Annotated in this window: 17 protein-coding genes; 9 read left to right on the top strand and 8 right to left on the bottom strand. The window is 61.1% G+C overall.

Annotation, left to right across the window (positions count from 1 at the left end; translation table 11 throughout):
* Window positions 1–98: 98 nt before the first annotated feature.
* On the bottom strand, window positions 99–752 hold the full coding sequence (locus MUN80_RS06840; RefSeq protein WP_244721432.1) for a helix-turn-helix domain-containing protein: 654 nt from the start codon (window positions 750–752) through the stop codon (window positions 99–101).
* 344 nt (window positions 753–1,096) lie between these two features.
* On the opposite strand from MUN80_RS06840, the gene MUN80_RS06845 reads away from it, so the two are divergent.
* Both MUN80_RS06845 and MUN80_RS06850 read left to right on the top strand, forming a co-directional pair.
* The gene (locus MUN80_RS06845; RefSeq protein WP_244721433.1) at window positions 1,097–2,845 is read left to right on the top strand and encodes an FG-GAP-like repeat-containing protein; all 1,749 of its coding nucleotides are present in this window, start codon (window positions 1,097–1,099) and stop codon (window positions 2,843–2,845) included.
* Window positions 2,846–3,497: 652 nt separating this feature from the next.
* Window positions 3,498–8,123, top strand: a complete 4,626-nt coding sequence (locus MUN80_RS06850; RefSeq protein WP_244721434.1) for a beta strand repeat-containing protein — start codon at window positions 3,498–3,500, stop codon at window positions 8,121–8,123.
* A gap of 164 nt (window positions 8,124–8,287) precedes the next feature.
* On the opposite strand, the gene MUN80_RS06855 is transcribed toward MUN80_RS06850, so the two are convergent.
* Window positions 8,288–9,013, bottom strand: coding sequence for an HAD family hydrolase (locus MUN80_RS06855; protein WP_244721435.1), 726 nt, complete (start codon window positions 9,011–9,013; stop codon window positions 8,288–8,290).
* Window positions 9,014–9,179: 166 nt separating this feature from the next.
* Between MUN80_RS06855 and pafA the strand changes: the two genes are divergently transcribed.
* The 4 genes from pafA (at window position 9,180) to MUN80_RS06875 (ending at window position 13,476) form a co-directional block, all read left to right on the top strand.
* Window positions 9,180–10,889 (top strand): alkaline phosphatase PafA, encoded by a 1,710-nt coding sequence (gene pafA, locus MUN80_RS06860; RefSeq protein WP_244721438.1) that lies wholly within the window; start codon window positions 9,180–9,182, stop codon window positions 10,887–10,889.
* 232 nt (window positions 10,890–11,121) lie between these two features.
* Window positions 11,122–11,694, top strand: coding sequence for an inorganic diphosphatase (locus tag MUN80_RS06865; RefSeq protein ID WP_244721441.1), 573 nt, complete (start codon window positions 11,122–11,124; stop codon window positions 11,692–11,694).
* Between the two features lie 136 nt (window positions 11,695–11,830).
* The gene (locus tag MUN80_RS06870; protein WP_244721444.1) at window positions 11,831–12,514 is read left to right on the top strand and encodes a DUF6766 family protein; all 684 of its coding nucleotides are present in this window, start codon (window positions 11,831–11,833) and stop codon (window positions 12,512–12,514) included.
* A gap of 68 nt (window positions 12,515–12,582) precedes the next feature.
* A complete protein-coding gene (locus MUN80_RS06875) occupies window positions 12,583–13,476 on the top strand; it encodes a UbiA prenyltransferase family protein (RefSeq protein ID WP_244721452.1) in 894 nt (297 codons plus the stop codon).
* Between the two features lie 6 nt (window positions 13,477–13,482).
* Here MUN80_RS06875 and MUN80_RS06880 read toward each other — a convergent pair whose 3' ends face one another.
* Entirely contained in the window at window positions 13,483–14,997 is a 1,515-nt protein-coding gene (locus tag MUN80_RS06880; protein ID WP_244721455.1) for an NAD(P)H-hydrate dehydratase, read from the bottom strand.
* A 119-nt stretch (window positions 14,998–15,116) separates the two neighbouring features.
* Here MUN80_RS06880 and MUN80_RS06885 point away from each other — a divergent pair, with 119 nt between their 5' ends.
* From MUN80_RS06885 to sdaAA, 3 genes are all read left to right on the top strand, one after another.
* On the top strand, window positions 15,117–15,602 hold the full coding sequence (locus MUN80_RS06885) for a hypothetical protein (protein ID WP_244721458.1): 486 nt from the start codon (window positions 15,117–15,119) through the stop codon (window positions 15,600–15,602).
* Window positions 15,603–15,713: 111 nt separating this feature from the next.
* The gene (msrB, locus tag MUN80_RS06890; protein ID WP_244721461.1) at window positions 15,714–16,172 is read left to right on the top strand and encodes a peptide-methionine (R)-S-oxide reductase MsrB; all 459 of its coding nucleotides are present in this window, start codon (window positions 15,714–15,716) and stop codon (window positions 16,170–16,172) included.
* Window positions 16,173–16,349: 177 nt separating this feature from the next.
* The gene (gene sdaAA / locus MUN80_RS06895) at window positions 16,350–17,255 is read left to right on the top strand and encodes an L-serine ammonia-lyase, iron-sulfur-dependent, subunit alpha (protein ID WP_244721464.1); all 906 of its coding nucleotides are present in this window, start codon (window positions 16,350–16,352) and stop codon (window positions 17,253–17,255) included.
* Window positions 17,256–17,337: 82 nt separating this feature from the next.
* Here sdaAA and MUN80_RS06900 read toward each other — a convergent pair whose 3' ends face one another.
* The 5 genes from MUN80_RS06900 to ispF form a co-directional block, all read right to left on the bottom strand.
* Window positions 17,338–18,402 carry a hypothetical protein gene (locus MUN80_RS06900; protein ID WP_244721467.1) on the bottom strand — a complete coding sequence of 355 codons (1,065 nt, stop codon included), beginning with the start codon at window positions 18,400–18,402 and terminating at the stop codon, window positions 17,338–17,340.
* A 310-nt stretch (window positions 18,403–18,712) separates the two neighbouring features.
* Complete coding sequence (locus tag MUN80_RS06905) at window positions 18,713–20,086, bottom strand: LutB/LldF family L-lactate oxidation iron-sulfur protein (protein ID WP_244721470.1); 1,374 nt, start codon at window positions 20,084–20,086, stop codon at window positions 18,713–18,715.
* A gap of 108 nt (window positions 20,087–20,194) precedes the next feature.
* Window positions 20,195–21,841 (bottom strand): M28 family peptidase, encoded by a 1,647-nt coding sequence (locus tag MUN80_RS06910; RefSeq protein ID WP_244721473.1) that lies wholly within the window; start codon window positions 21,839–21,841, stop codon window positions 20,195–20,197.
* A 117-nt stretch (window positions 21,842–21,958) separates the two neighbouring features.
* The gene (locus tag MUN80_RS06915; RefSeq protein WP_244721476.1) at window positions 21,959–23,650 is read right to left on the bottom strand and encodes a M28 family peptidase; all 1,692 of its coding nucleotides are present in this window, start codon (window positions 23,648–23,650) and stop codon (window positions 21,959–21,961) included.
* Between the two features lie 107 nt (window positions 23,651–23,757).
* Window positions 23,758–24,237, bottom strand: coding sequence for a 2-C-methyl-D-erythritol 2,4-cyclodiphosphate synthase (ispF, locus tag MUN80_RS06920; RefSeq protein WP_244721479.1), 480 nt, complete (start codon window positions 24,235–24,237; stop codon window positions 23,758–23,760).
* Between the last annotated feature and the right edge of the window lie 271 nt (window positions 24,238–24,508).

Here is a 24,508-nt window from a genome sequence, read left to right on the forward strand (position 1 = left end):
CAACAAGGCCGGGCACAACAGCGCCCGGCCTTTTCAGTAGGCCCGCTAATAGGCTTCCGGTTTTACCGGAAAGTGCCGGGCTAGTCTTACCTATAATCTTAACCCAGCGAATTTATTTCGGCTAGCAAGGCTACTTCGGCCCGCAGGGCTGCCACGCGGGCGGCCAGCAGTAGGCGGTCGGCGGCGGCCTGGGTGGGGTCGGGCTCGTCGCGGGCCAGGTCGGTGGCCAGCTCGCCCAGCCAGCGGGCGTAGCGGGCCGTTTCGGCGGGCTCGGTAGGGAAGGGGGCCGTCTGGAGCTGGGCCACGCCCCGGCGGCGGCGGGCCAGCAGTACGGCCCGGCTTTGCTGCTGGGCCAGGCGCTGCCCGTATTGCAGCAGCTTCTGGCGCACATCGCGCAGGTGCTGGCGCAGGGGCTCGGCGGCGGGCGTGGTAGCACCGGGCAGCTCGGTATCCTGGAGCAACGGGTCGGGGGCCGGCAGGGGAGCCAGCGTGTCGTAGATGGCCGATTCCGGGGGCTCGGGTGCCGCCGGCGGGCCTTGCCCCAGGGGCGGAGGCAACAGGCGGCTAAGCACGGTCAGGCGGGGCAGCAGGGAGGCGGGCATACCTTTGCGGCCGGTTTCCATGTGAGTGATAAAGCCGGCCGACACGCCCAGGTAGCTGGCCAGCTGGCGCACGGAAAAGCCGAAGTGGTGGCGTACGGTGGCCACCAGGTTTACATCAGGAGCAGCAGCGGGAAGAGAAGAGTCGGGCATTCGAAAAACTGAGGGCTAAGTGAGGAAGGGAAAATGAGGAGTTCGGTAGGTAGCCGGTGAAAACAACGATACGCAGCTGTATACCCTTTCGGTATCAAGTTGATGAAGTGGCTGCGAGCTGTATACCAAGCATTGGTAGCTAATTGTTGCATTACTGTGTACGCGTATACCCGACAAGTGGCTAAGTGGGTGCGCTACTTTAGGCTGCGCTGCGCTGTGCGCGGGGGAAGGATTTTCGTGTTGAATAGTCTATGAGGGCATGGGCTAAAAAGAAGGTGCTATCTTCCCCCACTGGGCTGGCTTGGCCCGGCTGCTATATTCTGCCAGCTACTATCCTCTACTTCATGAAAACTTCTGTACTACTTATCGTCGGGCTGCTGGCCGCCACGCCCGGCATGTCCCAAAGCTTCGCCGTGACGGGTCTGCTGCCCACCCCCAATGCTGCGGCGGCTCCCCGCGCCACCAACGTGCGCTTTACGCTTTCCCAGCCCGTAGCCAATACCGCTGCCAGTCTGGGCGCAGTAAAAGTGTTTAGCCAGCAGCGCGGCGGCTTGCTCTCAGGTACCACAGTGGCCAACGGTTCTACGCTCACCTTCGACCCGGCCCAGGACTTTACGCCCGGCGAGCTGGTGCAGGCTACCGTCACCACGGCGGCCCGCAGCAGCGGTGGCACGGCCCTGACTACCCCGCAGGTTTTCCAGTTCAGGGCGGCCACCTATGGCGGTACAGGAATATTTAGCGGGGGTAGCGAGGTAGCAATCGATAACTCCTCTACCTCTTACATGGTCATGGCCGATATAGACAATGATGGAGATGTCGACTTGCTGGCGTCTTACCTTGCACGCTCTATCGTAAATGTTCGGCTGAACAACGGGGCGGGCGTGTTTACGGGCACGACTGAAATAGCTGTGCCCGCTAGGATCCTCGGCATGGTAACAGGCGACATTGACGGCGATGGTGACCTCGATTTACTGACGTCTCACACCGGCATTCATAGCGCCGGTAGCAGCAGCGGCAGCGTGAGCGTGTGGATAAACAACGGCAGCGGAGTCTTTACGGCCCCCGCAACTAACGGCATAGTATCCGGAGGTGGCTATTCCTCGCAGCGAGTTACCTTGGCCGACGTGGATGGTGACGGCGACCTGGATATGCTCGTGTTAAACTATCTGCTTTATGATGTGATGACGGCTGCCAATGCTTCCTCAATAGGGGTTCGGCTCAACAACGGCGCGGGTGTGTTTAGTGGCGGCTCGGATATGCAGTTACCGTCCGGGGCCAACTTCATGGATGTAGGGGATATTGACAATGACGGCGACCTGGATTTTGTAACGACTACCAGCTACAACTCCCTGAACGTGGGGCTCAATACTGGTAACGGTATCTTTTCGATTGCCACAAAAAATCCACAGTTGGGCGGAGTGGCAGCCTTGACCCTAGGTGACTTGGATAATGACGGGGACCTGGACCTGCTGGTATCTGATTCATACGATGATAAGGTCAAGGTGAGGCTAAATGACGGGAACGGCAATTTCAGTAGTGCCCCCGATATACTGGACGCAGGAGGACTGGAATCCCTGGTAGCCGCCGATGCGGACAGCGACGGCGACCTGGACATTCTCACCACGACCAACACCTTAGCATCCGGCTATAAGTTGGGCGTTTGGCTCAACAACGGCGCAGCGAGGTTTAGCAACGGCCCGACTACCACCCTGGCCGGCCACATGCGTGGCTTGACGACGGCCGACGTAGATGGTGACGGCGACTTGGACTGCATTGCTGTGGTCGATAATCGTTTGTCAACCGAACGGGTCAGCATCCGGCTCAACAACGGCACAGGGACGGCGCTGGCCACCACGAAAGCTCGGCACGCCGCGGCCTTGCAGCCCGCGCCCAACCCCGCCCACGACGAAGCACGCCTAACCGTGCCAGCCGGCACATTGGAAGTAGAAGTACTCAGTGCCCTGGGCCAGCGCCTGCGTACGGTAGCCGTACCCGCCGGAGCCACCGAAGTGCGGCTGCCCCTGGCTGGGCTGTCGGCCGGCGTGTACCTGGTGCAGGCCGGGGCCACGGTGGGCCGGCTGGTAGTGGAGTAAGCCGCTCCAGGAGCGGGTTAAGTTCCGGCCAATATCAGAACGCCCCACTTGGCACAAAACCGGGTGGGGCATTTCGATGTAGTACATCAGGTGTACTAAGGATAACACAACGGCCAAGCAGGCGCTGGTGCGGCTTGCCCTGGCCGGAATAGTAGGCAGCCAGCACGTTCTTACGAGCCTGCCCCGGTCCGACGAGAGCCGACGAGTGTTTACTCAGGCTGACACCGCTGGCACAGCCAAACTGGCGTTGCCAAGGGGCATGTACGCGGTAGGCGCTGGTCAGCAGGATTTGCATTTGGTACGCTAGTAGCGGCTTCAGAATCAACAAAAGGTAAATGCTAGATACTCAGCGTCTGGTCTGGTTGCTGGCTGCATTAGGCCTGCCGATTTGCAAGGCACAACTCAGGCCCCGGCGGTCTGCTGGCTTGCGCAGTAGAAGGAGGATTTCAGTAGCGGCCCCCACGGGCAGATGGGCCAGATGAGGCCGGGCTTGCCCTGTTGTAAAATATTTCCCCGGCATAATACTATAGTAACTCAGCCGTAATACCTTTAGCCGAAACTCTTCATTCTTTTTTATCTCCATCTATCGGACTACCAGCGCACTCCGTGCTGATCCGAGCCTTTTCTCCGGACGTGGCACTCCACCTATTGTATGACGCACCTATACCTCGTGGCTGCTCCGGTGGTCCGCTCTGTTCATCGCCTATTGGCCAGCCGCCTGCTAGCGCTGCTGGTTCTGCTGCTGCCTTGGGCGGCCCGGGCCCAGACGCTGGACCCGAAACAGTCGACGCCCTCGGTAGGCGCCATGCTCAACCCCGATGGCACGCTGCGGCCTGGTGGAGCGGGCTCGTTTGATGCCAGGGGCTACCGCATGAGCCTCGACTCCAAGACCGGGGGGCCGGTATTCCGCCCCGCCGGAGCAGGCGATGAGAACTGGCAGGACGGCTTCGGACTGCCTGGTACCAACGGCACTATCTATGCCGTGGCGCGGGCCACCAATGGTGACGTGTATGTGGGCGGTGAGTTCACGGGCGCAGGCGCGGTAGCAGCTAGTAGAATAGCCCGCTGGAATGGTACAGCCTGGAGTGCGCTCGGTGACGGCAGTTCCTTGGAAAATAATGGGTTGAACGGTAGAGTTTTAGCTCTGGCGGTAAGCAGCACGGGCGAGCTCTATGCAGGTGGTTACTTTACTCAGGCCCGCAATGGTGCTGGCAATACGGTGCCCGTCAGTAATATAGCCAAATGGAGCAATGGAGCCTGGAGCGCGCTCGGCGACGGCATAAATAATCAGGTCGATGTGCTGGCGGTAGCCACCACCGGTGAGCTCTACGCGGGCGGCATCTTTACGCAAGCCCGCACCAGCAGCACAAATACGGTAGCGGCCAGCCGTGTGGCCAAATGGAGCAATGGAGCCTGGAGCGCGCTCGGCGACGGCAGTACCATAACCGGCAATGGAATAGACAACAGAGTTTTAGCTCTGGCGGTAAGCAGCACGGGCGAGCTTTACGTAGGAGGAATATTTACCCAGGCCCGCAATGGTGCTGGTAATACAGTGCCCGTCAGTAATATAGCCAAGTGGAGCAATGGAGCCTGGAGCGCGCTCGGCGACGGCAGTAACATAAATAACAACGGTGTCAACACCATGGTCTCTAGCTTGGCCGTGAGCAGTGCGGGCGAATTGTATGTGGGAGGCAACTTCTCGGAGGCTCGCACGAGTGCCTTCAACACGGTGCCAGCCAGCGCTGTAGCGAAGTGGAGCAATGGAGCTTGGACCGTGCTTGGCCAGAGAAATAGCCTGAACTACAACGGCGTGGGAATTGGCCCTACGGGCAGTGGTACGGTCTTTAGCTTGGCCTTGGGCAATGCGGGCGAAGTGTATGTAAGCGGCGTCTTCACGCATGCCCGCACCAGCAGTAGCGCCACGGTGCCCGCCAGCCGCGTAGCCAAGTGGAGCAACGGCGCCTGGACTGTGCTCGGCGAGAGTACTAGCGTGGACAACAACGGAGTAGAAGTGGGCCAGGTAAATGCCATAGCTGTAGGCAGCACGGGTGAACTCTACATGGGTGGTAGCTTCAGCCAGGCTCGCACTAGCAGCACCAGCACCGTACCAGTTAACAACGTGGCCCAGTGGAGTGGAGCAACCTGGAATGCGCTGGGCGCGGATCATAATGGAGTGAATGGTAACATTCAGGCCGTGGTACGGATGGCCAACGGCGACGTGTACATAGGCGGGCAATTTACCGGCGTAGGTACGGTTCCGGCCAGCTATATAGCTAAGTGGAACGGCACGGCTTGGAGTGCGCTCGGCGACGGCAGTGCCCTAGGCAGCAACGGGGTAAACAGCGAGGTGAACGCGCTGGCCCTAGGCAGCGCGGGGGAGCTCTACGTGGGCGGCCTGTTTACGCGGGCTCGCACCAGTCTCAGTAATAGTATACCTGTCAGCTACGTGGCCAAGTGGAGCAACGGGGCTTGGAGCGCGCTCGGCGACGGCGGCACTGCTACCGGCAACGGTGCTAATAATCAAGTGAGTGCCTTGGCCGTGAGTAACACCGGGGAAGTCTACGTGGGTGGCGTCTTCAGCCAGGTCCGCACCAGCAGCACGAGCACTTTACCCGCCAGCCGTGTAGCCAAGTGGAGCAACGGAACCTGGAGCACGCTTGGCGACGGTAGCAGCGTGAACAACAATGGGGTAACTGGCACAGTGAGTACACTGGCATTAGGCAGCGCCGGAGAACTTTACGTGGGTGGTGAATTCAATCAGGCACGTAGCAGCAGCACCAGCACCTTACCCGTTAGCAACATCGCCAAGTGGAGCAACGGAGCCTGGAGCGCGCTCGGCGACGGTAGTAACATAAATAACAACGGGACCAATAGCCATGTATATACGCTGGCGGTAGCCACCACCGGAGAACTCTACGTGGGCGGCAACTTTAGTCAGGTTCGCACTAGTACCGGCAGTAGAGTGGCTGCGAAAGGAATTGCTCGTTGGAATGGCACGGTCTGGAGCGCCCTGGGCGACGGCAGTTCCGTTGATGGCAATGGGGTAAATGGCGCAGCCTTTGCCCTCGTCTTCGGTGATGCGGGAGAGCTCTACGTGGGCGGCATATTCACGCAGGCTCGCACCAGCAGCACCAGCACAGTAGCGGCAAACAATGTAGCCATCTGGAATGGCACGGCCTGGAGTACGCTAGGTGCAGGAGTGAACGGTTCCGTAAGAGCCCTGGCAGTGAGTGGAAAGCAGATAACGGCTGGAGGCCTGTTTCTGGCCGTAGGCGACAATACGAAGCAAACGGCGCACTTCGGCATCTACACCGCCGCCGCTACCAACAGCCTTGTTGTGAGCACCGGCACGCTGGCTAATCCTACAGTCGTGCCGGCTGGCACCTACACTAGCGTTACCGTAACGGGTATCGGCGTAGCCGTACTGACGGGCGGTATTAGCGTCTCGGCTGCGGTGAACGTGCAGAGTGGGGGCGTACTGCTCACCAATTGCCAACCCCTGACCGGGGCGGCCACCTTCACGCTGGCCGCCAGAGCCACCCTTGGCATTTGCGACCCAGCTGGGTTGAGCACTACCCCCGGAGCCGGAGCTGTGCAAACCACCGGAACACGCAGCTTCTCGCCCGAAGCCACCTATATCTATAACGGGCTGCAGGCGCAGGTGACCGGCACGGCCCTGCCAGCCATAGTAGGTACCCTCGACAATGCCAACGGCGGTGGCCCTGTTCAGCTAAGCCAGCCGACGAGCATCAGCCGTGAGCTACGCCTTACCACTGGCACCCTGAACCTGAACGCCCAAGCCTTAACGTTGCTCAGCGACGCGACTACCACGGCCCAGGTAAACCAGGACGGCCGCACCACCACAGGTACGGTGACCGGCGGCAACGTCACGGTACAGCGCTTTGTGCCGGCCAATGGCAACGCCGGCCTGGGCTACCGCCATCTTGCCTCGCCAGTGAGCGGTAACTCCCTGGCAGACTTAACCGTGGCGGGTGGCTTCCAGCCCGTTTTCAACGCGGGCTACAACAGCAGCGCCACTTCGGGCCTGATTACGCCCTTCCCCACGGTGTTCGGCTTCGACCCGGCCCGCATCGGCACGGCCGCCAGCAGCTATACCGGCTTCGACCAAGGCTGGTACTCGCCGGCCGCTGGCAATGGTCCCGACAACTTCCTTGCTGGCCGGGGCTACACCGTGAACCTGGCCGCTAACCAGATGGTGGACTTCGTAGGCGCGCTCAACCAAGCTGCTGTATCTGTGGTCCTGCCCCGGGCCGCCGGCACTGCCACCCCCGACGACAGCCGGGGCTGGCACTTGCTGGGTAACCCCTTCGCCAGCAGCTTCGCCCTGTCTAGCCTCGACAGCACGGCCGGTGTAGACAATGCGAAGTACGTATTCCAGAGCACCGGCCCCTACGCTGGCGGCTACGACACTTACCTCACCGGCCTGAGCGGGCAACCATTATTAGCCGTGGGCCAAGGCTTTTTTGTCCGCACCAGCACGCCGGGTACTACGCCTACGCTCACCTTCGCCGTGAGCGGGCGGCGCGTAGACTTCACCACGAACTCGACCTTCCACCGGGCTGAAGCCAAGACGCGCCCGCTGCTGGAACTGGCCCTGACCAATGCCGCCGGCACCCTGCGTGACCGAACCACGCTCTATGCCGATGCCCGCGCCACCACGGGCCTGGATGCCTCCTACGATGCCGTGAAGCTAGCCAACCCACACGGACTGAACCTCTCGCAGACTACTGTGGGTCCGCGCCTGGCTCTGAATGGGGTACCAGCCTTCGGGCCGGGTACGGTTGTACCGCTAGCCGTAGGCGTGCCCGTCGCCGGCACGTATGCCCTGCTCGTAAACCAGCTGCTCAACCTGCCCGCCGGTACTGCCGTGATGCTGGTCGACACAGAACTGAATACGCGTACGGACCTGGCTACACTGCCAGCCGCCGGCTACACCTTCAGTGTAACGGCAACCCAGGCTACGGCTTTGCTCACCGACCGTTTCTACCTGAGCGTGAGCGCCACGGCGCTAGCCACCACGGCGGGTCGTATGACTTCGGTGCCGCAGCTTTACCCCAACCCGACCACGGGCGCGGTTCTGCTTAGCGGTGTGCAGCCCGGCGCTTCGGTGCAGGTGCTGGACGTACGCGGCCGGGTAGTGCTGAGCACCACGGCCGATGCTACGGGCGCGGCGCGGCTCGCGCTGCCAGCCGCGCTGTCGGCGGGCGTGTATGTGGTGCGTGCCGGCCAGCAAGCTGTGCGCCTGGTGCGCGAGTAACCAGTTCTCTATAGAGAGTTACTACAAAGGCCGGCTGCGTGAGCAGCCGGCCTTTGCTATTTGCAGTATTGTCGAATGATTACAATGACGCCCCCTTGCGGCCCGGCGTCCTGCCCATGCCGACCTGGCATCGTCGTTCAGTGCTGGGCCGCACGATTGCGCCTCTACAGGTGCATGTACTGGCGCTTGGCCAGTTCCTTGCTCGGCTTGGGCACGGTCGGATTCTGGTCGAGCAGCTCGCGCACCTGCTCGGGCGTGATGTCGCGGAAGTCCCTGATAACTCGCAGCGGGGCCTGAAACTGCTCGGGCTTCAGGCCGCTGCTGACCCCGATGCAGCGCATCTTAGCCTTGTAGGCCGCCTGCTCGCCCAGCAGGGCGTCTTCGAAGACCACGCAACGCTCCGGTGGCACGCCCAGCTTCTGGGCCACTACGCTGAACGTGTCGGCGTGGGGCTTGCCCTTCTCCACGTCGTCCTTGCCGGTCACCACGTCGAAGTACTGGCGCAAATCCAGGTGGTCGATGATGTAGCTGATGGTTTCGGGTGGGGAGCCGGTGCCCAGCCCGATATTGAAGCCTGCCGCCCGGGCCGCTTGCAGAAACTCCGAGAGGCCAGGCATTTCCCGACGCTTGTCCCAGTAGAGCACCCGGTACAGGAACTCGCGCTGGCTGGCGTACTCTTTGAGCTGCTTGTCTGGCACTGGATGGCGAAACACGGTTTTGAGAATATTGGTGGCCGGCATTCCGTTCAGGCGCTTGAGCAGCTGGCGGGCGTTGGTGGTCAGGCCATGCTCCCGGAAGAGCAGCTGGAAGGCCTTGGCCTGGTAGGGCGTATTGTCAACGAGGACACCGTCCATATCGAAGATCAGGGCGTAGGGAGGTTGCGAAGTCATAGGTCGGAAGCGGATACTATAAGCCGGGAATGGTGCTTGGGTGTACGCGCGGGCTGCTATTTTGGCCGCTAGCGCCGTGTTACGGCCGCCGGGCCTTACCTTTGCGGCCGCTGCAGCCGCCCGATTCTCTAAGACGGTGGCGCAGCCGAACCAACGCGTTACGGATTTGAAAAAGAGCCTGTTCTTATTGGGTGCTGCCCTGCTGGCGGCCCCCGCCTTTGCCCAGAAAAAAACCAAGCCCCTTGCCCGCCCCAAGCTGGTGGTCGGCATCGTGGTGGACCAGATGCGCTACGACTACCTCTACCGGTACTGGAACAAATACGGCACCGATGGTTTCAAGCGCCTGCTGGGCGAGGGGTTCAGCTACGAAAACACCCACTACAACTATGTGCCGACCTATACCGGGCCGGGTCACGCCAGCATCTATACCGGCACTACGCCCTCCATGCACGGCATCGTGGGCAACAACTGGTTTGAGCGCGAAACCGGCAAGGGCACGTATGTAACCGAAGACAAGACGGTGCAGGGCGTGGGCGGCAGCGGGCCGGAAGGGCAAATGTCGCCGCGCCACATGAAAACCACCACCATCACCGATGAGCTGCGCCTGGCGACCAACTTCGAGAGCAAGGTGATTGGCGTCTGCATCAAGGACCGGGGCTCCATTCTGCCGGCCGGCCACGCCGCTAACGCCGCTTACTGGTACGACGGCTCCAACGGGGCCTTTATTACCAGCACCTTCTACGCCCAGCAGCTGCCGGCCTGGGTAGCGCAGTTCAATAGCCAGCAGCGGGCCGCTCAGTACCTCGACAAGCCCTGGACGACGCTGCTGCCCATCGGCCAGTACACTGAAAGCACCCCCGACGACGTGGCCTGGGAATCGGCATTTAAGGGCGAAGTCAAGCCCGTATTCCCCCATGATTTGCCGACGCTGAGCGCCCAGGCCCCCAAGGCCGTGCAGGGTGCCCTGAAGGCCGAAGGCGAAAAGGCGCCGGTAGCCACGCCCCGCAACCTGGACTTGATTCGGTCCACGCCCTTCGGCAACTCGCTCACCCTGGACTTTGCCCTGGAAGCCGTGCGGGCCGAGCAGCTGGGCCAGCGCGGCCAGACCGACTTCCTGGCATTGAGCTTCAGTTCGACCGACTACGTGGGGCACCAGTTCGGCACCACCGCCATTGAAACCGAGGACACCTACCTGCGCCTCGACCAGGACATTGCCCGCCTGCTGAGCTCCCTCGACAAAACCGTGGGCAAAGGTCAGGTGCTCGTGTTCCTGTCGGCCGACCACGCCGCGGCCCAGTCGCCTAACTTTATGGTGGAGCACCACCTGCCGGCCGGCTCGGTGGGTCCCCGCCTCATGCGCGACTCTATTCAGCAGGCTCTGGTGAAACGGCACGGGGCCGGCAACTGGGTGCTGAGCTACGAAAACCAGCAGGTGTACCTCAACCGCCCGCTCATTGCCCAGAAGCAGCTCAACCTGCGCACGGTGCAGGATGAGGTAGTCGACATTGCCGTGACTCTGGCTGGCGTAACCCGCGCCATTACGGCCGACGATTTGCAGAAGTCGCACTGGGAAAGTGGGATGTTGATGTACCTGGAAAACGGCTACTTCCCCAAGCGCAGCGGCGACGTGATGGTGGTGCTGGAGCCCGGCTGGCTGGAGTCGTACTCTTTCCCCGTGAGCAAGGGCACGACCCACGGCTCCCTGAACAACTACGACACGCACGTGCCGCTCGTGTTCTGGGGCTGGCACGTGAAACGCGGCGAGTCGAGCACTCCGGCCAAGATTACCGATATTGCCGCCACGCTGGCCCGCTGGCTGCACATTCAGGAGCCCAACGGCAGCACCGGCACTCCGCTGCTGGAAGTTCTGCGGTAGGAGCGGGGCAGGTTTAGCACCTTTTGGCAACAGAAACTGGCAATTGTGCAAGCTTTTTTGCCCGGCCTATTCAATCCGTCTGTAAATTTGGGTCCGGCCAGTCTGTTTTCCGTCGGCTGCCGGCCCGCCGGGCGCGTATAACGCACCCCAGTGAACTTTGTACTTCTTCTTAACGAACCGGGCGCCTGCAATGCGCCCCTACAGCCCGGGCGCGTGACGCGTCCATCTTTCTATGGCTCACTTTAACCCTTGGCACGATGTGGAGCGCGGCGAAAACGCCCCCGCAGTTGTGAACGGCATCATTGAAATTCCCAAAGGCTCGAAAGGCAAGTACGAGCTCGACAAAGACAGCGGCATGCTGAAGCTGGACCGGGTCCTGTTCTCGGCCGTGCACTACCCGGCCGCCTACGGCTTCATTCCGCAGACCTACTGCGACGACAAAGACCCACTCGACATTCTGGTTATCTGCTCCGTCGACATCGTACCCATGTGCCTGGTCGATGCCAAGGTAATCGGGGTGATGCAGATGATTGACGGCGACGAAGAGGACGACAAAATCATTGCCGTGGCCGCTCACGATATTTCCGTGAATCATTACAACGATATTGCCGACCTGCCCCCGCACACGCTGCTGGAAATGCGCCGCTTTTTCGAGGACTACAAAGCCTTGGAGCACAAGCAAGTAACCGTAGAGCGTTTCATGGGCCGCGAAGATGCTTACCGCATCATCGAGGACAGCATCAAGCTCTACAACGAGACGTTCGACGCCTCGGGCGTGAAACGTTCTACCGGCGTCGAACTGTAAGAATTCGACTTCGGTTTCGTACGAAAAGCCCCGTTGGCCCAGCAGGCCGGCGGGGCTTTTGCATGTAGAGCGTTGAGGGCTAGGCGAATCAACAGCTCGACTATACCTCTTATGGGGATGCTTACGTAGGCCGAACATGCCCAAGCAACCTTCCTCGTCACCGTTTTTACGCTTCCTCTACGAAAACAGCCTGTTGCTGGTGGGCTTTGCCCTGGTGCTGGTCACTATGGTAGGGCAGGCCCTGACCGGCTGGCACGAGTACAACAAGGACCTGGAAGACCTGCACCTGCCAGCTCTGACGCTGGGCCAGTACCTGACCTCGGGCCATTTCATGGAGGCCACCTTCGAGAACTGGGAAAGTGAGTTTCTGCAGATGGGCGTATACGTGATGCTCACCATCTGGCTTCGGCAGAAAGGCTCTTCCGAATCGAAAAAACTGTACGAAGAAGAGGAAGTAGACCGGCAGCCCGACCCTTCTAAGGAAGATGCGCCGGGCCCGGTGAAGCGCGGCGGCTGGCAGTTGGCGCTCTACAAAAAGTCTTTGAGCCTGGCCTTCTTTCTGCTGTTTTTTACCTCGGTGTGGCTGCACGCCCGCGGCGGCCTGTCGGTCTACAACATCGAGCAGCAGCAGCATGGCGAGCCCACGGTGGGCCTGCTGGAGTTTATGGCTACCTCCCGGTTCTGGTTTCAGTCGTTTCAGAACTGGCAGAGCGAGTTTCTCTCCATCGTGTCCATCGTAGGGCTGTCCATTTATCTGCGGCAGCACGGCTCCCCGCAGTCGAAACCGGTGGATGCCGGCAACGACGAAACCGGCGAGTAACTGGGCGGAACCCTATCTTTGTGCCGGGACGTTAGTAGAGGTTCCTGTTCTCTCTTCCGTCCGGAGTCATGCGCCACGTCAGCGAAAAATCAGCGGCCGCCGTTTCTGCCTCCTCCACCGGCCTGAAGCGCTGGCTGGATGCGCTGCTCTATAGCAGCGGCCTGGTGGCGGCCGCCGCTACTAGTCTGACCTGGGCCACCTTCCTGTTCTGGCAGGTGCACATCCCTTTCCGGCTGGCTTTGCTGATTTTCACGGCCACGCTCTTTCTCTACAACATCGACAGCGTGCTGCCCTATAAGTTTCGGCAGCAGGCGGTGCTTTCCGGGCGCAAGCTCTGGATGATTCAGCACCGCCGGGAGCTGTTTGGGCTGGCCCTGGTGTCGTTGGCGGTGGCCGCTGTGCTATTTTGGGTGGATGGGTGGCGACACCTGACGCTTTTTCTGGGCCACCTGGCAGCTATTTCCCTGCTTTACTCCTTCCCAATTGTGAAGCTGCGCGGCCGGTGGCGGGCCCTGCGCGACTTTCCCCTGCTCAAGGTTTTTCTGATTGCCTACGTCTGGGCCGCCATTACCGTGTGGGTACCGGCCCTGTATCTGAACAAGGCCCTGACGGCCCCAGTGGTGCTGGTACTGTTCGGCCGCCGCTTCCTGTTTATTCTGGCCCTGGCCTTCGTCTTCGACATTCGCGACTATACCAAGGACCTCCTTAGCGGCACGCGCACCTTCCCGGGTATTTTCGGTATCCGGGCTGCCAAAATCCTGGCGCTGCTCTGCCTGGCTGCCTCCAGCCTGCTCATCCCGCAGGGCATCACGTCGGCCCACTTGCTGGTACTCACCGTGCCCACGTTGCTCACCAGCCTGATTGTGTGGTTTGCCGACGAAACCCGCCCCGACTATTACTTCGCCCTGCTGGCCGACGGCATTATGGTGGTGCAGTTTCTGGCCGTCTACTGGATAGCGTGAGGGGTGCTAAAACGCGTCCGGTGTGGTCAGCTCCTGCAAGGCAGGACCGATAAAGCGCGTCAGGTCGCCGGCAATTAGGCCCGCTTCTCCGGTATGGCGGGCGGCCAAGTCGCCGGCCCGGCCGTGGGCGTACACCCCGAGCAAGGCCGTATCCAGGGGCGGCAGATGCTGGGCGCGCAGGGCCGTCAGGATGCCGGTCAGCACGTCGCCGCTGCCGCCGGTGGCCATGCCGGGGTTACCAGTGCTGTTGAAGTACAGCTCCCCGGTGGGCGTGCCCAGGCAGGTGTGGGCCCCTTTGAGCACGGTGTAGCAGCGGTGCTGCTGGCAAAACTCACGCAGCAACTCCAGGCGGTGGTAGTCATCCCGGGCCGGGCCGGCCAGGCGCTCAAACTCCTTGGGGTGGGGCGTCAGGATAGAATCGGGGGGCAACAGCTGGAGCAGTCCCGGGTTGGCCCTGAGCATGTTCAAGGCGTCGGCGTCAACGACCAAGGGTACTTTGGTCTCGCGCAGCAGCTGCTCCAGCACCAGTTTGGTCTCGTCCGCTTTATCCAGGCCCGGGCCGATACCGATGGCCGAGTACGGGCTTAGTTCGGGCAGCTCGCTGATGAAGTCGGAAGCCGGGTCGGTGAGGGCCATAGCCTCGGGCGCGGCGGTTTGCAGAATGTCGTAGCCCACGGCCGGGGTGCGCACCGTGAGCAGCCCGACGCCACTGCGCAGACAGGCTTGGGTAGCTAGTAGGGCGGCGCCTATTTTGCCCCGGCTTCCGGCCAGCAGCAGGGCGTGTCCATAGGTGCCCTTGTGTCCGAACTGGGCCCGTTTGGGTAGGCGACCTGCCAACAGCGTAGCGTCCACGAAGTATAGCTTCCCTTCCGCCTGGGCCTGAAACTGCCGGCTCAACCCAATCGGGACAGTGTGCCACTGACCGACGTATTGGGCATTCTGGGGCAGCAGAAATGCCAGCTTGGGCAGCTCGAAGCTTACCGTGTGCCGGGCCCGCACGATGGGGCTGTCGGCGGGCTGGGGCATGTCGGCAAACAAACCGGAGGGCATATCCACGGCCACGATGCGGGCCCGGGCCTGGTTTAGGTGCTCGACTACCGCGGCCGCCAGCCCCGCCAACGGGCGCGACAAACCCGTGCCAAACAGCGCATCAACGACCAGGCTGCCCGGGGCAATGGGCGGCAGCGCGTCGAGAGCCAGCGTTTGCAGCGCCAGGCCGGCGGGCAGGCGCTGGCGGTTGGTTTCAAAATCGGCGGAGTACGTGTCGGCGGGAAGCCCGAATACCTGTACCACAAACCCGGCCAGGTGCAGCTGCCGGGCTATTACCAGCCCGTCGCCGCCGTTGTTGCCGGGGCCGCAAAAAATCAGGGTGTCGCCGGCTTCGGTGGGGCTCAGGCGGGCCAGCAGCCACTGGGTGAAGGCCGTGGCGGCTCGCTCCATCAGGGCGACGGAGCTGATACCTTCTTCCTGAATAGTGGCCTGGTCGGCCTGGCGGGTTTGGGCGGCGGAGAGAATGCGCATAGTGTAACGGAAAGCAGGAGGAAGCGGCAGGCAAGAACAATAAACCCAACGATACAAAAGCAAAACCGTTGGCGCCCGGCTTCAATACGCTTATTGTTGTAGCCCCAACGCTGCCTGCCATGCTTCCCTACCAGTTTTACACCGATGAGTTCGGCCTTGATGAGCACACCATTTATTTCCTGCGCAACCGCTTCCGCTACGCCAGTCTGCCCCTAGCAGAGGCTACCTTCTTTGTGCAGCGCGGAGCCGACATCCGCAACTGGCGCTTGATGCTGGCCTTCGGAGTGGGCCTGATTGGGTTTGGGCTGTGGTATGGCGGGCTGGTGCTAGACTTTTTTCGATCCGGGGAAGGTGGCCGGATCTACATTGAAGAAATCGTCGTGCCCGTCATTCCGGTGCTGCTGGGCGTCTTTGCAGTGGTCATGGCCCTGCGGCGCGGACCTACGCTGCGGGTGCAGCAGGTGGGTGGGTCCAGCCGGACCGTGTCGTTGCGCGCAGTCGAGAAAAACGGGCGCCTGGGCCGGCTACTGGCGTTTCTGCAGGCCCAGGTCCCGGCCGGACACCTGCACGTGGCACCTGAGGTAAGCCAGCAGTGGCAGTCCTGAAGCCGGGGCAGGGCTACCGCAAGTTGGCCGGGTAAAAACTTCCGGCAGGCCCAGTGCGTTTGCAAAGCATCTGAACTGTTTCAACCTCTGACGAACCAAACCAACTCCGATATGCAAACCTGGAACGACGTTATCCGGCTGGCCAACCACGGCAGTCCGGCCCCCGAGCGGCGGGTAGAGAAAACCGACGCCGAGTGGAAGCAGCAGCTGACCGCCGAGCAATACCACGTCACGCGCCAGCACGGCACCGAGCGGGCCTTCACCGGCGAATACTGCGAAGCCCACGAAGCCGGCCTCTACGCCTGCGTGTGTTGCGGCACCCCGCTCTACGACTCGCGCACCAAGTTCGAGTCGGGTACGGGCTGGCCCAGCTTCACCCAGCCGGTGCAGGAAAACGCCATCCGTTACAAGAAAGACACCAGCTACGGCATGACCCGCGTGGAAGTGCTCTGCAACGTGTGCGACGCCCACCAGGGGCACGTGTTTCCGGATGGCCCCGCCCCCAGCGGCCTGCGCCTGTGCATCAACTCGGCCGCTATTAAGCTGGTAACCGAGCAGCAGGAAGCCTAAGCAGAGCTGCCGACTGCGTATACAAAGAACGTCATGCCGCACGAGCCGCGGCATGACGTTCTTTTTGGGGGTTGCCCCTAAACACGGCCGAAATATTCCGAATTTCGCACCTGCGCCCTACCGGTTGCGTTGACTACTGCATACGCCTTTTCTCACCCGCCCATTCTCCCACCCATCATGTCCTTGTTATTCACTGATTTTGCTTCCTGGAAAGCTCATTGCGAGGCCACCGGGCAGCCGCTTTACCAACCCGTACTCGACTACGAAGTCGAGCAGAAGGGGCGGGTCGAAGCCGATATCTGGCCCGGCCTGCAGCGCGCCTACGACGTGATGCGCGACGCAGTAAAAACGGGCCTGACCGAAGACATGACCTCCCGTTCGGGCATGATAAACAACGGGGCCAAGAAAATTGCGGCCTCACCCGTGACGGTCTTGTCGCCGGAGTTTAAGCAGCTTATCACCCGCGCCTTAGGGGCCAAGGAAGTCAACTCGTGCATGGGCCGCGTAGTAGCTGCGCCTACCGCCGGAGCCTCGGGTATTTTGCCCGGCGTGCTGGTTACCATTCAGGACCTGCACCGCCTCGACGACCATAAGATTCTGGAAGGCCTGCTGATAGCAGCCGGCATTGCCCTCATTATCGAGCAGAATGCCTCCCTGGCCGGGGCCGTGGGCGGCTGTCAGGCCGAAACCGGCAGTGCCGCCGCCATGGGCTCGGGCGCCATCGTCTACTGCCTGGGCGGTACCATCGACCAGGTATTCGCCGCCGTGGCCATTACCATTCAGTGCATGCTGGGCCTGGTTTGCGACCCGGTGGCGGGCCTGGTAGAAGTGCCCTGCGTGGTGCGCAACGCCTCAGCGGCTGCCATTGCCTTTTCCTCCGCCCAGATTGCCATTGCCGGCGTCGACCCCGTAATTCCGGTGGACCAGTGCGTGGCGGCCTTGGGCGAAGTGGGGCAGAGCATGGAAACCCGCTACAAGGAAACAGCCCTCGGCGGCCTGGCCAACACGACCCGGGGCCGGGAAATCGAGAAAATGGTGCTGGTGCAGGACGTGAACATTCTGCCCGACGAAGACCATGAGTAACCTCTGCTTCTGCCTAATCAACAAGCCCCGCCAGCTATGCTGGCGGGGCTTGTGCTTTTTCATTTGTTGGTATTCAGCTAGTCTATTGGCGGTTGCCGCCTACCGGCTTCGACTCGGGGGCCATGGTCAGCTTGCCCAGAAACTGCACGGCGTTGCTGTAGCGCGTGCGTAGCTCCTTATACTTCTGCCAAGCCTCTTCGCGGTCGGGGCGCAGGGCCACGCCTTCCTCGCCGAGCAGGTCGTAGGTCTGGAAAAAATCCCGCCGGGTGGGGTCTTCTATCGGGTCTTCGTCGGTTATAGCCTCGGCTGGCTCGGCCTGGGCGCGCTCCTCGAAGTAGCGCGACACCCGGTTGATAGCCACGCACCCGGCTTTGAAACACAGCTCCATTTCCGGGTCGCGCTTCTGGTCGACGGTGCTGATAATCACGGCGGCCGTTTCCAGGATCAGGTCGGCCGTCGTGACCCAGGAGCGGCCGGGCTGGGGCGAGCGGAAAAACGACAGGATGGGCAGCGAGGTGTGCGTTTCCTCGATTTCAATAAACCACTCCTCCCAGGTTTTCCACTGCGCCCCGTCGTCGGTCAGGTTGCCGCTGCGGTTGAGCCACAGCAGCAGCTCAGTGGCCGTGCGGTTGGTGCCGCAGCGCAGCTCCACACGGGCCACTACCAGCTCGCGCCGGGTAAAGGCTTGGTACATGGTGGGTAGGTAGGAAATCAGCAGGGTGATAAGCAGCAGGCCGAAGGTGGCCTCAGAGTACGTCACGATGCTGATCAGTACGGTGGTGGCTTCTACCGAGCCCAGCGTGAGCAGGGAAGAAGAGCTGAGCAGGTAGCTTTTGGTGAAGTCGCCTTCGCCCAAAGCCCAATAGATGAAAGCGTAAGCTGCGGAGAGAATCAGAAGCCAAATGATAGGCAGCGCTACCAGACCCACCGGCGCATACAGGGCCATTATTCGGTCCCGCTTGGCATACGTTGTGTAGCGCGCCGCCAGGAAGCTAAACAGATGCCGGATGCCCGTAAACACCCAGTTGTTGATCAGCACCGACTCGTTGCGGGGCAATACAAACGAGCGGATAGCGGATAAGACAACCGTAACGATGAGAAAGGCACCACCCAGAAAGGCGGCAACCCGCAGGAGCAAATCAAGCATAAAGAATACGCAACCGCGTGGCTTCGTGCCCGCTGCATCTTCTACTGTTTTCCGCCGGAATAGTTAGCGCCCGTCGGCGCGGGTACTGCCGCTGCCGCTAGCAGCAAGCTTCCCTGGCTTTTTGCAGACCGGGCTTGCCTAGATATTATTCTATTTCAGCTACCGAGCCAGAAGCGGCCTTCCTACCGGGTAGCCTAGAAGCAGTCTAGAGCCACTCTAGAAGCAGACCGAAACCAGTATAGAGGAAATATCCTACTTCCCCCTGCCTGCCCTATGGGGTGCTTACAGGAGGCAAGAAGAAACAGAGGAGCTATTTACGCTCCTTCCAGAGCTGGCGGAAGGTCTTGGGTGCTACCTGCACGGCTTCGCGGCGCTTGCTCCAGCCGGTTTGGCCCAGCAGGCGGCTCAGCACCCAGTTCTTGCCGCTCACCGGGGCCATGTCCCAGAGCCAGCGGTGCTTCATGCCGTAGAGCCAGAGCTTGATGGCCCGCTGCTCTTCTTTATCAGAGTAGCCGGCCTGCACGCTTTGCTGGCGGTTTTTGAGCAGGATGTTGTGGATGTTGATCTTGACCGGGCACACCGACGAGCAGGCCCCGCACAAGGACGAGGCAAAGCTCAGGTGCTTGTTTTCCTGCAAGCCCGACAAATGGGGCGTAATCACCGAGCCGATGGGGCCGGAGTAGGTGGCCTCGTAGGTGTGGCCGCCGATGTTCTTGTAGACCGGGCACACATTGAGGCAGGCTCCGCAGCGGATGCAGTGCAGGGCTTCGCGCTTATCGGGCTGGGCCAATAGGTTGGTGCGGCCGTTGTCGAGGAGCACCACGTACATTTCCTCGGGCCCGTCCTTTTCCAGGGGTTGGCGCGGACCGGTATAGATGGTGTTGTAGACCGTGACCTGCTGCCCGGTGCCGCTGGTGCTGAGCAGGGGCCAGAACAAATCCAGGTCGTGGACGCTGGGAATGACTTTTTCGATGCCCACAATGGCAATGTGGGTTTTGGGAAACGTGGCCGAGAGGCGGGCGTTGCCCTCGTTTTCGGTCACGGCAATGCCGCCGATGTCGGCCAGCAGGAAGTTGCCGCCCGTGACGCCGACTTCAGCCGAGGTGTACTTGCTGCGCAGCAGGTGACGGGCCGTGAGCACCAGCTTCTGGGCGTCGTCGGTGGGCTCGATTTTGAGGTGCTTGACGAAGATATCGGCAATGTCCTTTTTGGAAAGGTGCATGGCCGGCGTTACAATGTGGTAGGGCCGCTCCCCATTGAGCTGCACGATGAACTCGCCCAGGTCGGTTTCGACCGAGTCAATGCCGTTTTTGCCCAGGTACTTGTTGAGGTGGATTTCCTCGGTGGTCATGCTCTTGGCCTTCACCACGGTGCGGGCCTTTTTGCGCTGCATAATCTTGCCGATTTCGCTCAAGGCCTCCTCTGCATTCTGGGCCCAGATAACCTTGCCGCCGCGCTTGGTGAAGTTCTTTTCGAACTCCAGCAGGTAGTGGTCCAGGTTGTTGATGGCGGTAGCCTTGAGGTAGGAAGCCCGCTCCCGCGCCAGCTCATGGTCGTGGTACCAGCCCAGGCCGGTTTGCACCGCGGCGTTGTACTTGCCGATGTTGAAGCGAATCTTGCGCCGGTGCTCCAAGTCAAAGGCTTTGTGCTCGGAGTCGGTCAGGAATTGGGCAACTTTGGTCATAGCAGTAGGCAGTTGAAGGAGCGGGATGTAAACAAATATAACGCGTAGCGGCTGGGCATGCTTGGTTTCCTTTTCCAACTACGGCCGCCAGCCGAGAGTTTCGGTTGCTCAGGGCTTGGCGACGTCCAGTTGGGGGCGGCTGTCACGATTGACCAGCTCCCAGGCCGTAAAGAACACCAGCTTAGCGCGTTCGGCCAGCCGACCAAACTCAATCTTGTCCACGTCGTCGGTAGCCTTATGATAGTCTTGGTGCAGGCCGCTGGTGTAAAAGATAATCGGGATGCCGTGGCGGGCGAAGTTGTAGTGGTCGGAGCGGTAGTAGAGGTGCTCGGGGTCCTTCTTATCGTTGTATTTGTAATCGAGGCGCAGGTGGGCGTATTGGGTGTTGGCCTCTTCATTGATAAGGTGCAGCTCGGTGCTCAGCCGGCTGGCCCCAATCAGGTAGAGGTAATTGGGCTTGCCAAGGTGGGCTTTATCGGTCCGGCCTATCATGTCGATGTTGAGGTCGGCAATGGTTTGGCTAAGCGAAAAAACCGGGTGGCCGGCGTAGTACTCCGAGCCCAGCAGGCCTTTTTCCTCACCCGAGTTAAGCAAAAACAGAATGCTGCGCCGTGGGCCGTGGCCTTCGGCTTTGGCCTTGGTAAAGGCCCGGGCCAAAGCCAGCACCGCCGACGTGCCTGAGCCGTCGTCGTCGGCCCCGTTGTAAATCGTGTCGTGCTGCACGCCGATATGGTCGTAATGGGCCGAGATGACCAGCACTTCGTCCTTTTTGTCGGTGCCTTCCAGAAAGCCCAGCACGTTGGCAGAAGTCAGTTCCTCGCGCTTCTGGGGTAGCTCTACCGTGCAGGCCACCGGCCGAAATGCGGTGGCGGGCTTCTTGAGCTTGTAGCAGTCTACATCGTAGCGCCACAGGGCCGACAGGGTAGTGCCCAGCAGTGCCGCGCCCAGGGGGCCGTTGGTCAGCAGCAGGTTGATGTAGGGCGGGGGCGTTTGCACCAGCAGCTCGTAGTCGGTGGGCTGGGGCACGGGCGTGGTGAGCGAGTACGTGGCTTCGGCCAAATCCGGAGTCAGGGACTTGGTCATTTTCGCGAAGCTGGCTACGGATGAATAGGTAATAACCGTCAGGCTGCGGGCGCCTTTGTCGCGGGCCAGGGCCGCTTTGCGGAAGATGGAGCTCCAGTCGCTGTCCTGCTTGGTGCCCGAAAGCAGGTAGCGGCCCAGGCCGTTGTTGGGTTCACCCTGCAGTACCACCACGTCGCGGCCCCGCACGTCGGGCTGGCCGGCGTAGTCGTTGTAGGAGTCGGTTTCAATGCCAAAGCCCCGAAAGACAGGGTCGGCCGGGGCGGCTGGTTCCGGAAAACTGGCCGAGCCAAAGCTGACAAAGTCCCGGCCGCCCACAAACGTGGTAGTGCCCACTCGAAACGTGCCGGGGCCCGTCGGGGTGGTGCCCACCAGGCCAAACAGCTGCTGATACGCACTGGCGGCCCCACTTACCGGCCCGCGCAGGCCGAGCAACTCAAATTGCCGGGTGAGGTACTGAGCGGCCTTCACCTGGCCTGGGTGTCCGGTTTCGCGCCCTTCGTAGGCATCCGCAGCCAGCTCGGCCAGGTGTTCCCGCAGCAGCTCGGGCGTAATGGCGGCCGAATAGGTAAGCGCCGCCCCGGAGGCCGGCTGAGCGGTGGGTGCGTTCGGCTGGGCCAGGATTTTACTTGCTGCGCTGGCCGTTAGTACAAGGGAGAATAGGAGTGTTTTCACTGAAAAAGTTGCGGTAGGAAGGGGCAAAAAAAGCCTGCGCCCGGTCTGGTCCTTGCTCAAAGGCTGGGCAAGGGCCGGACCGGGCGCAGGGTAACCCGGCTAAGCGCCGGTGGCCGGTTAGGGCTTGTTGGAGTCTACCACGATGCGGTTGTCGCGGTTGGCCAGTTCCCAGGCCGTATGGAACACGAGACGGGCGCGCTTTTCCATTTTCGGAAACTCAATCTTCTCTACTTCGTCGCCCGGGCCGTGGTAGTCGTCGTGCACGCCGTTGAAGAAAAACGCCACCGGAATCTTGTGCTTGGCGAAGTTATAGTGGTCGGAGCGGTAATAGAAGCGGTTCGGGTCCTCGGGGTCGTTGAAGCGGTAGTCCAGGTCAATCTGGGTGTACTTCTGGTTGGCTTCCTCGTTGATGCGGTGCAGCTCGGAGGAAAGCTTGTCGGAGCCGATGACGTAGATATAGTCGCCCTTGCCTTCGTGGTCCTTGTCGGTGCGGCCCACCATGTCGATGTTGAGGTCGGCAATGGTTTGCGCCAGTGGGAATACGGGGTGGTCGGTGTAGTACTCCGAGCCCAGCAGGCCCTTTTCCTCACCCGTTACGGTCAGAAACAGGATGCTGCGGCGCTGCGGGTGGCCTTCGGCCTTGGCCTTGGTGAAGGCCTGGGCCAGCTCCAGCACCGATACCGTGCCCGAGCCGTCGTCGTCGGCCCCGTTGTGGACCTGCCCGCCAATGATGCCGATATGGTCGAAGTGGGCCGATACCACCAGGATTTCATCTTTCTTGTCGGTGCCTTCCAGAAAGCCCAGCACGTTTTCGGTCGTAAACTGGTCTTTTTTCTTGGGCGCCTTAATCATGGCCTTGACCGGCTTGAGCGGGCTGGCCACCGGCTTGCCGGCTTTGCTTACGCTGCTTTCATACTTGGTCAGGTTGGCGGCCGTGGTGCCCAGCATCTTGTAAGCCACCGCCGGCGACACGAAGAAGGCCGCGCGGGGCGTTTCCTTGCTGTCGACGAACGTGACAGTAGGCCGGCTCATGTAGGGCGTCATGCGGGCTGCCGACTTAGCAAAGCCACCCGGGGTAGTATCCACAAAAAACACGCTGCGGGCGCCTTTCTCGGCGGCCTTGCTGGCCTTGGCCCGGAAATCCATGCCCCACTTGCTGCCTTGCCCGTCCTTGCCCAGCAGGGACTTGCCCGCGCCGTTCATGGGCTCACCCAGCAACACAATGACGTCCTTGCCTTTCACGTCGAGGCCGGCGTAGTCGGAGTAGCCGTCTTGCTCGATGCCGTAGCCGGCAAACACAGGCTGGATGGTCGTTTCGGTCTGGAAAGGGGAGCTGCCGTAAGCGTAGAAATCGGTCAGCCACTTATAGGTCTGCCCGCCCACTTTCAGCGTGGCGTCACCGGCCCACACGGAGCGTTCCATCGTGAAGTGCTGCAGGTAGGGGTTGTCGGAGCCTTGCACCGGGCCGGTCAGACCCAGGCTCTGAAACTGCTTGGCAATGTAGTCGGCAGCCATTTTCTGGCCTTTCTCACCGGTTTCGCGGCCTTCGTAGGCGTCCGAAGCCAGGATGGTCAGGTGCTCGCGCAGGTCGGCCTGGGTGATGCTGGTGCCATACACGTGCGACCAGTCGGCGTCCTGCGGGGGCAGCTTGGGAGCGGGCGGCAGGATGTCCGGGGTCGAAGAGCCGGCTGGGGCTTCGGTTTTGCCGCGCTTGTGCTTCACTTTCACTTTCTCCGGCGCCTGCTGGGCCACGGCAGTCGTAGCGCAGCACGCAGCCAGGAGCAGCGTGTAGAGGGAGGTTTTGTTCATACTATGGTGAGGTGGTGAGATAGTGAAATGGTGAGTTGTTGTTCTGATGGGCAGCTCGCGCAAGTCGAACTTAAAGCTCACCATCTCACAATCTCACCAATTCACCACTAGGGTTGCATGATCAGGACGCTGGCGTAGGCGGCCACGCCCTCGCGCTTGCCCACGAAGCCGAGCTTTTCGGTGGTGGTGGCTTTGATGGAAATGTCTTCGACCGGAATCTGCATTACCTCGGCCAGCACTTGCTGCATCTGGGCAATGTGGGGATTCACCTTGGGCGCCTCCAGGCAGATAGTGGAGTCGATGTTGCCGATGCTGTAGCCCCGCTCGCGCAGCAGGCGCATTACCTCGGCCAGCAGCCGCTTGCTGTCGATGCCCTTGTACTGCGGGTCGGTGTCGGGGAAGTGGAAGCCGATGTCGCGCAGGTTGGCCGCGCCCAGCAGCGCGTCGCAGATAACGTGGATGAGCACATCGGCGTCGGAGTGGCCTATGGCGCCGTGGGTGTGCGGTACCTGAATGCCGCCGAGCCAGAAGGGCAGACCCTCCTGGAGCTGATGCACGTCGTAGCCGAAGCCAGTGCGGATTTTCATAGGGTAGGGGAGATGGAGAATCAGAAAAACGAAGCCCAAGGTACGGGGAAGCAGTGAGATGGTGAGGTGGTGAATCAGTGAGTTTTCATCCAGATGCTGCCGTTTGCTCGCCAAACTCACTACCTCACCAGTTCACCATCTCAGCACTTTAGAAATATAGTTGCCGGTGCATAAAGTATTCCCGCCGGTCATTCGTCTGCCTTGAGGCGGACTCCGCAACACACTGCAAATGATTAGTAAAAAATTAATGGAAACTTTGGAGTCGTTAAAA

The organism is Hymenobacter cellulosivorans (genome assembly GCF_022919135.1).
GTDB lineage: Bacteria > Bacteroidota > Bacteroidia > Cytophagales > Hymenobacteraceae > Hymenobacter > Hymenobacter cellulosivorans.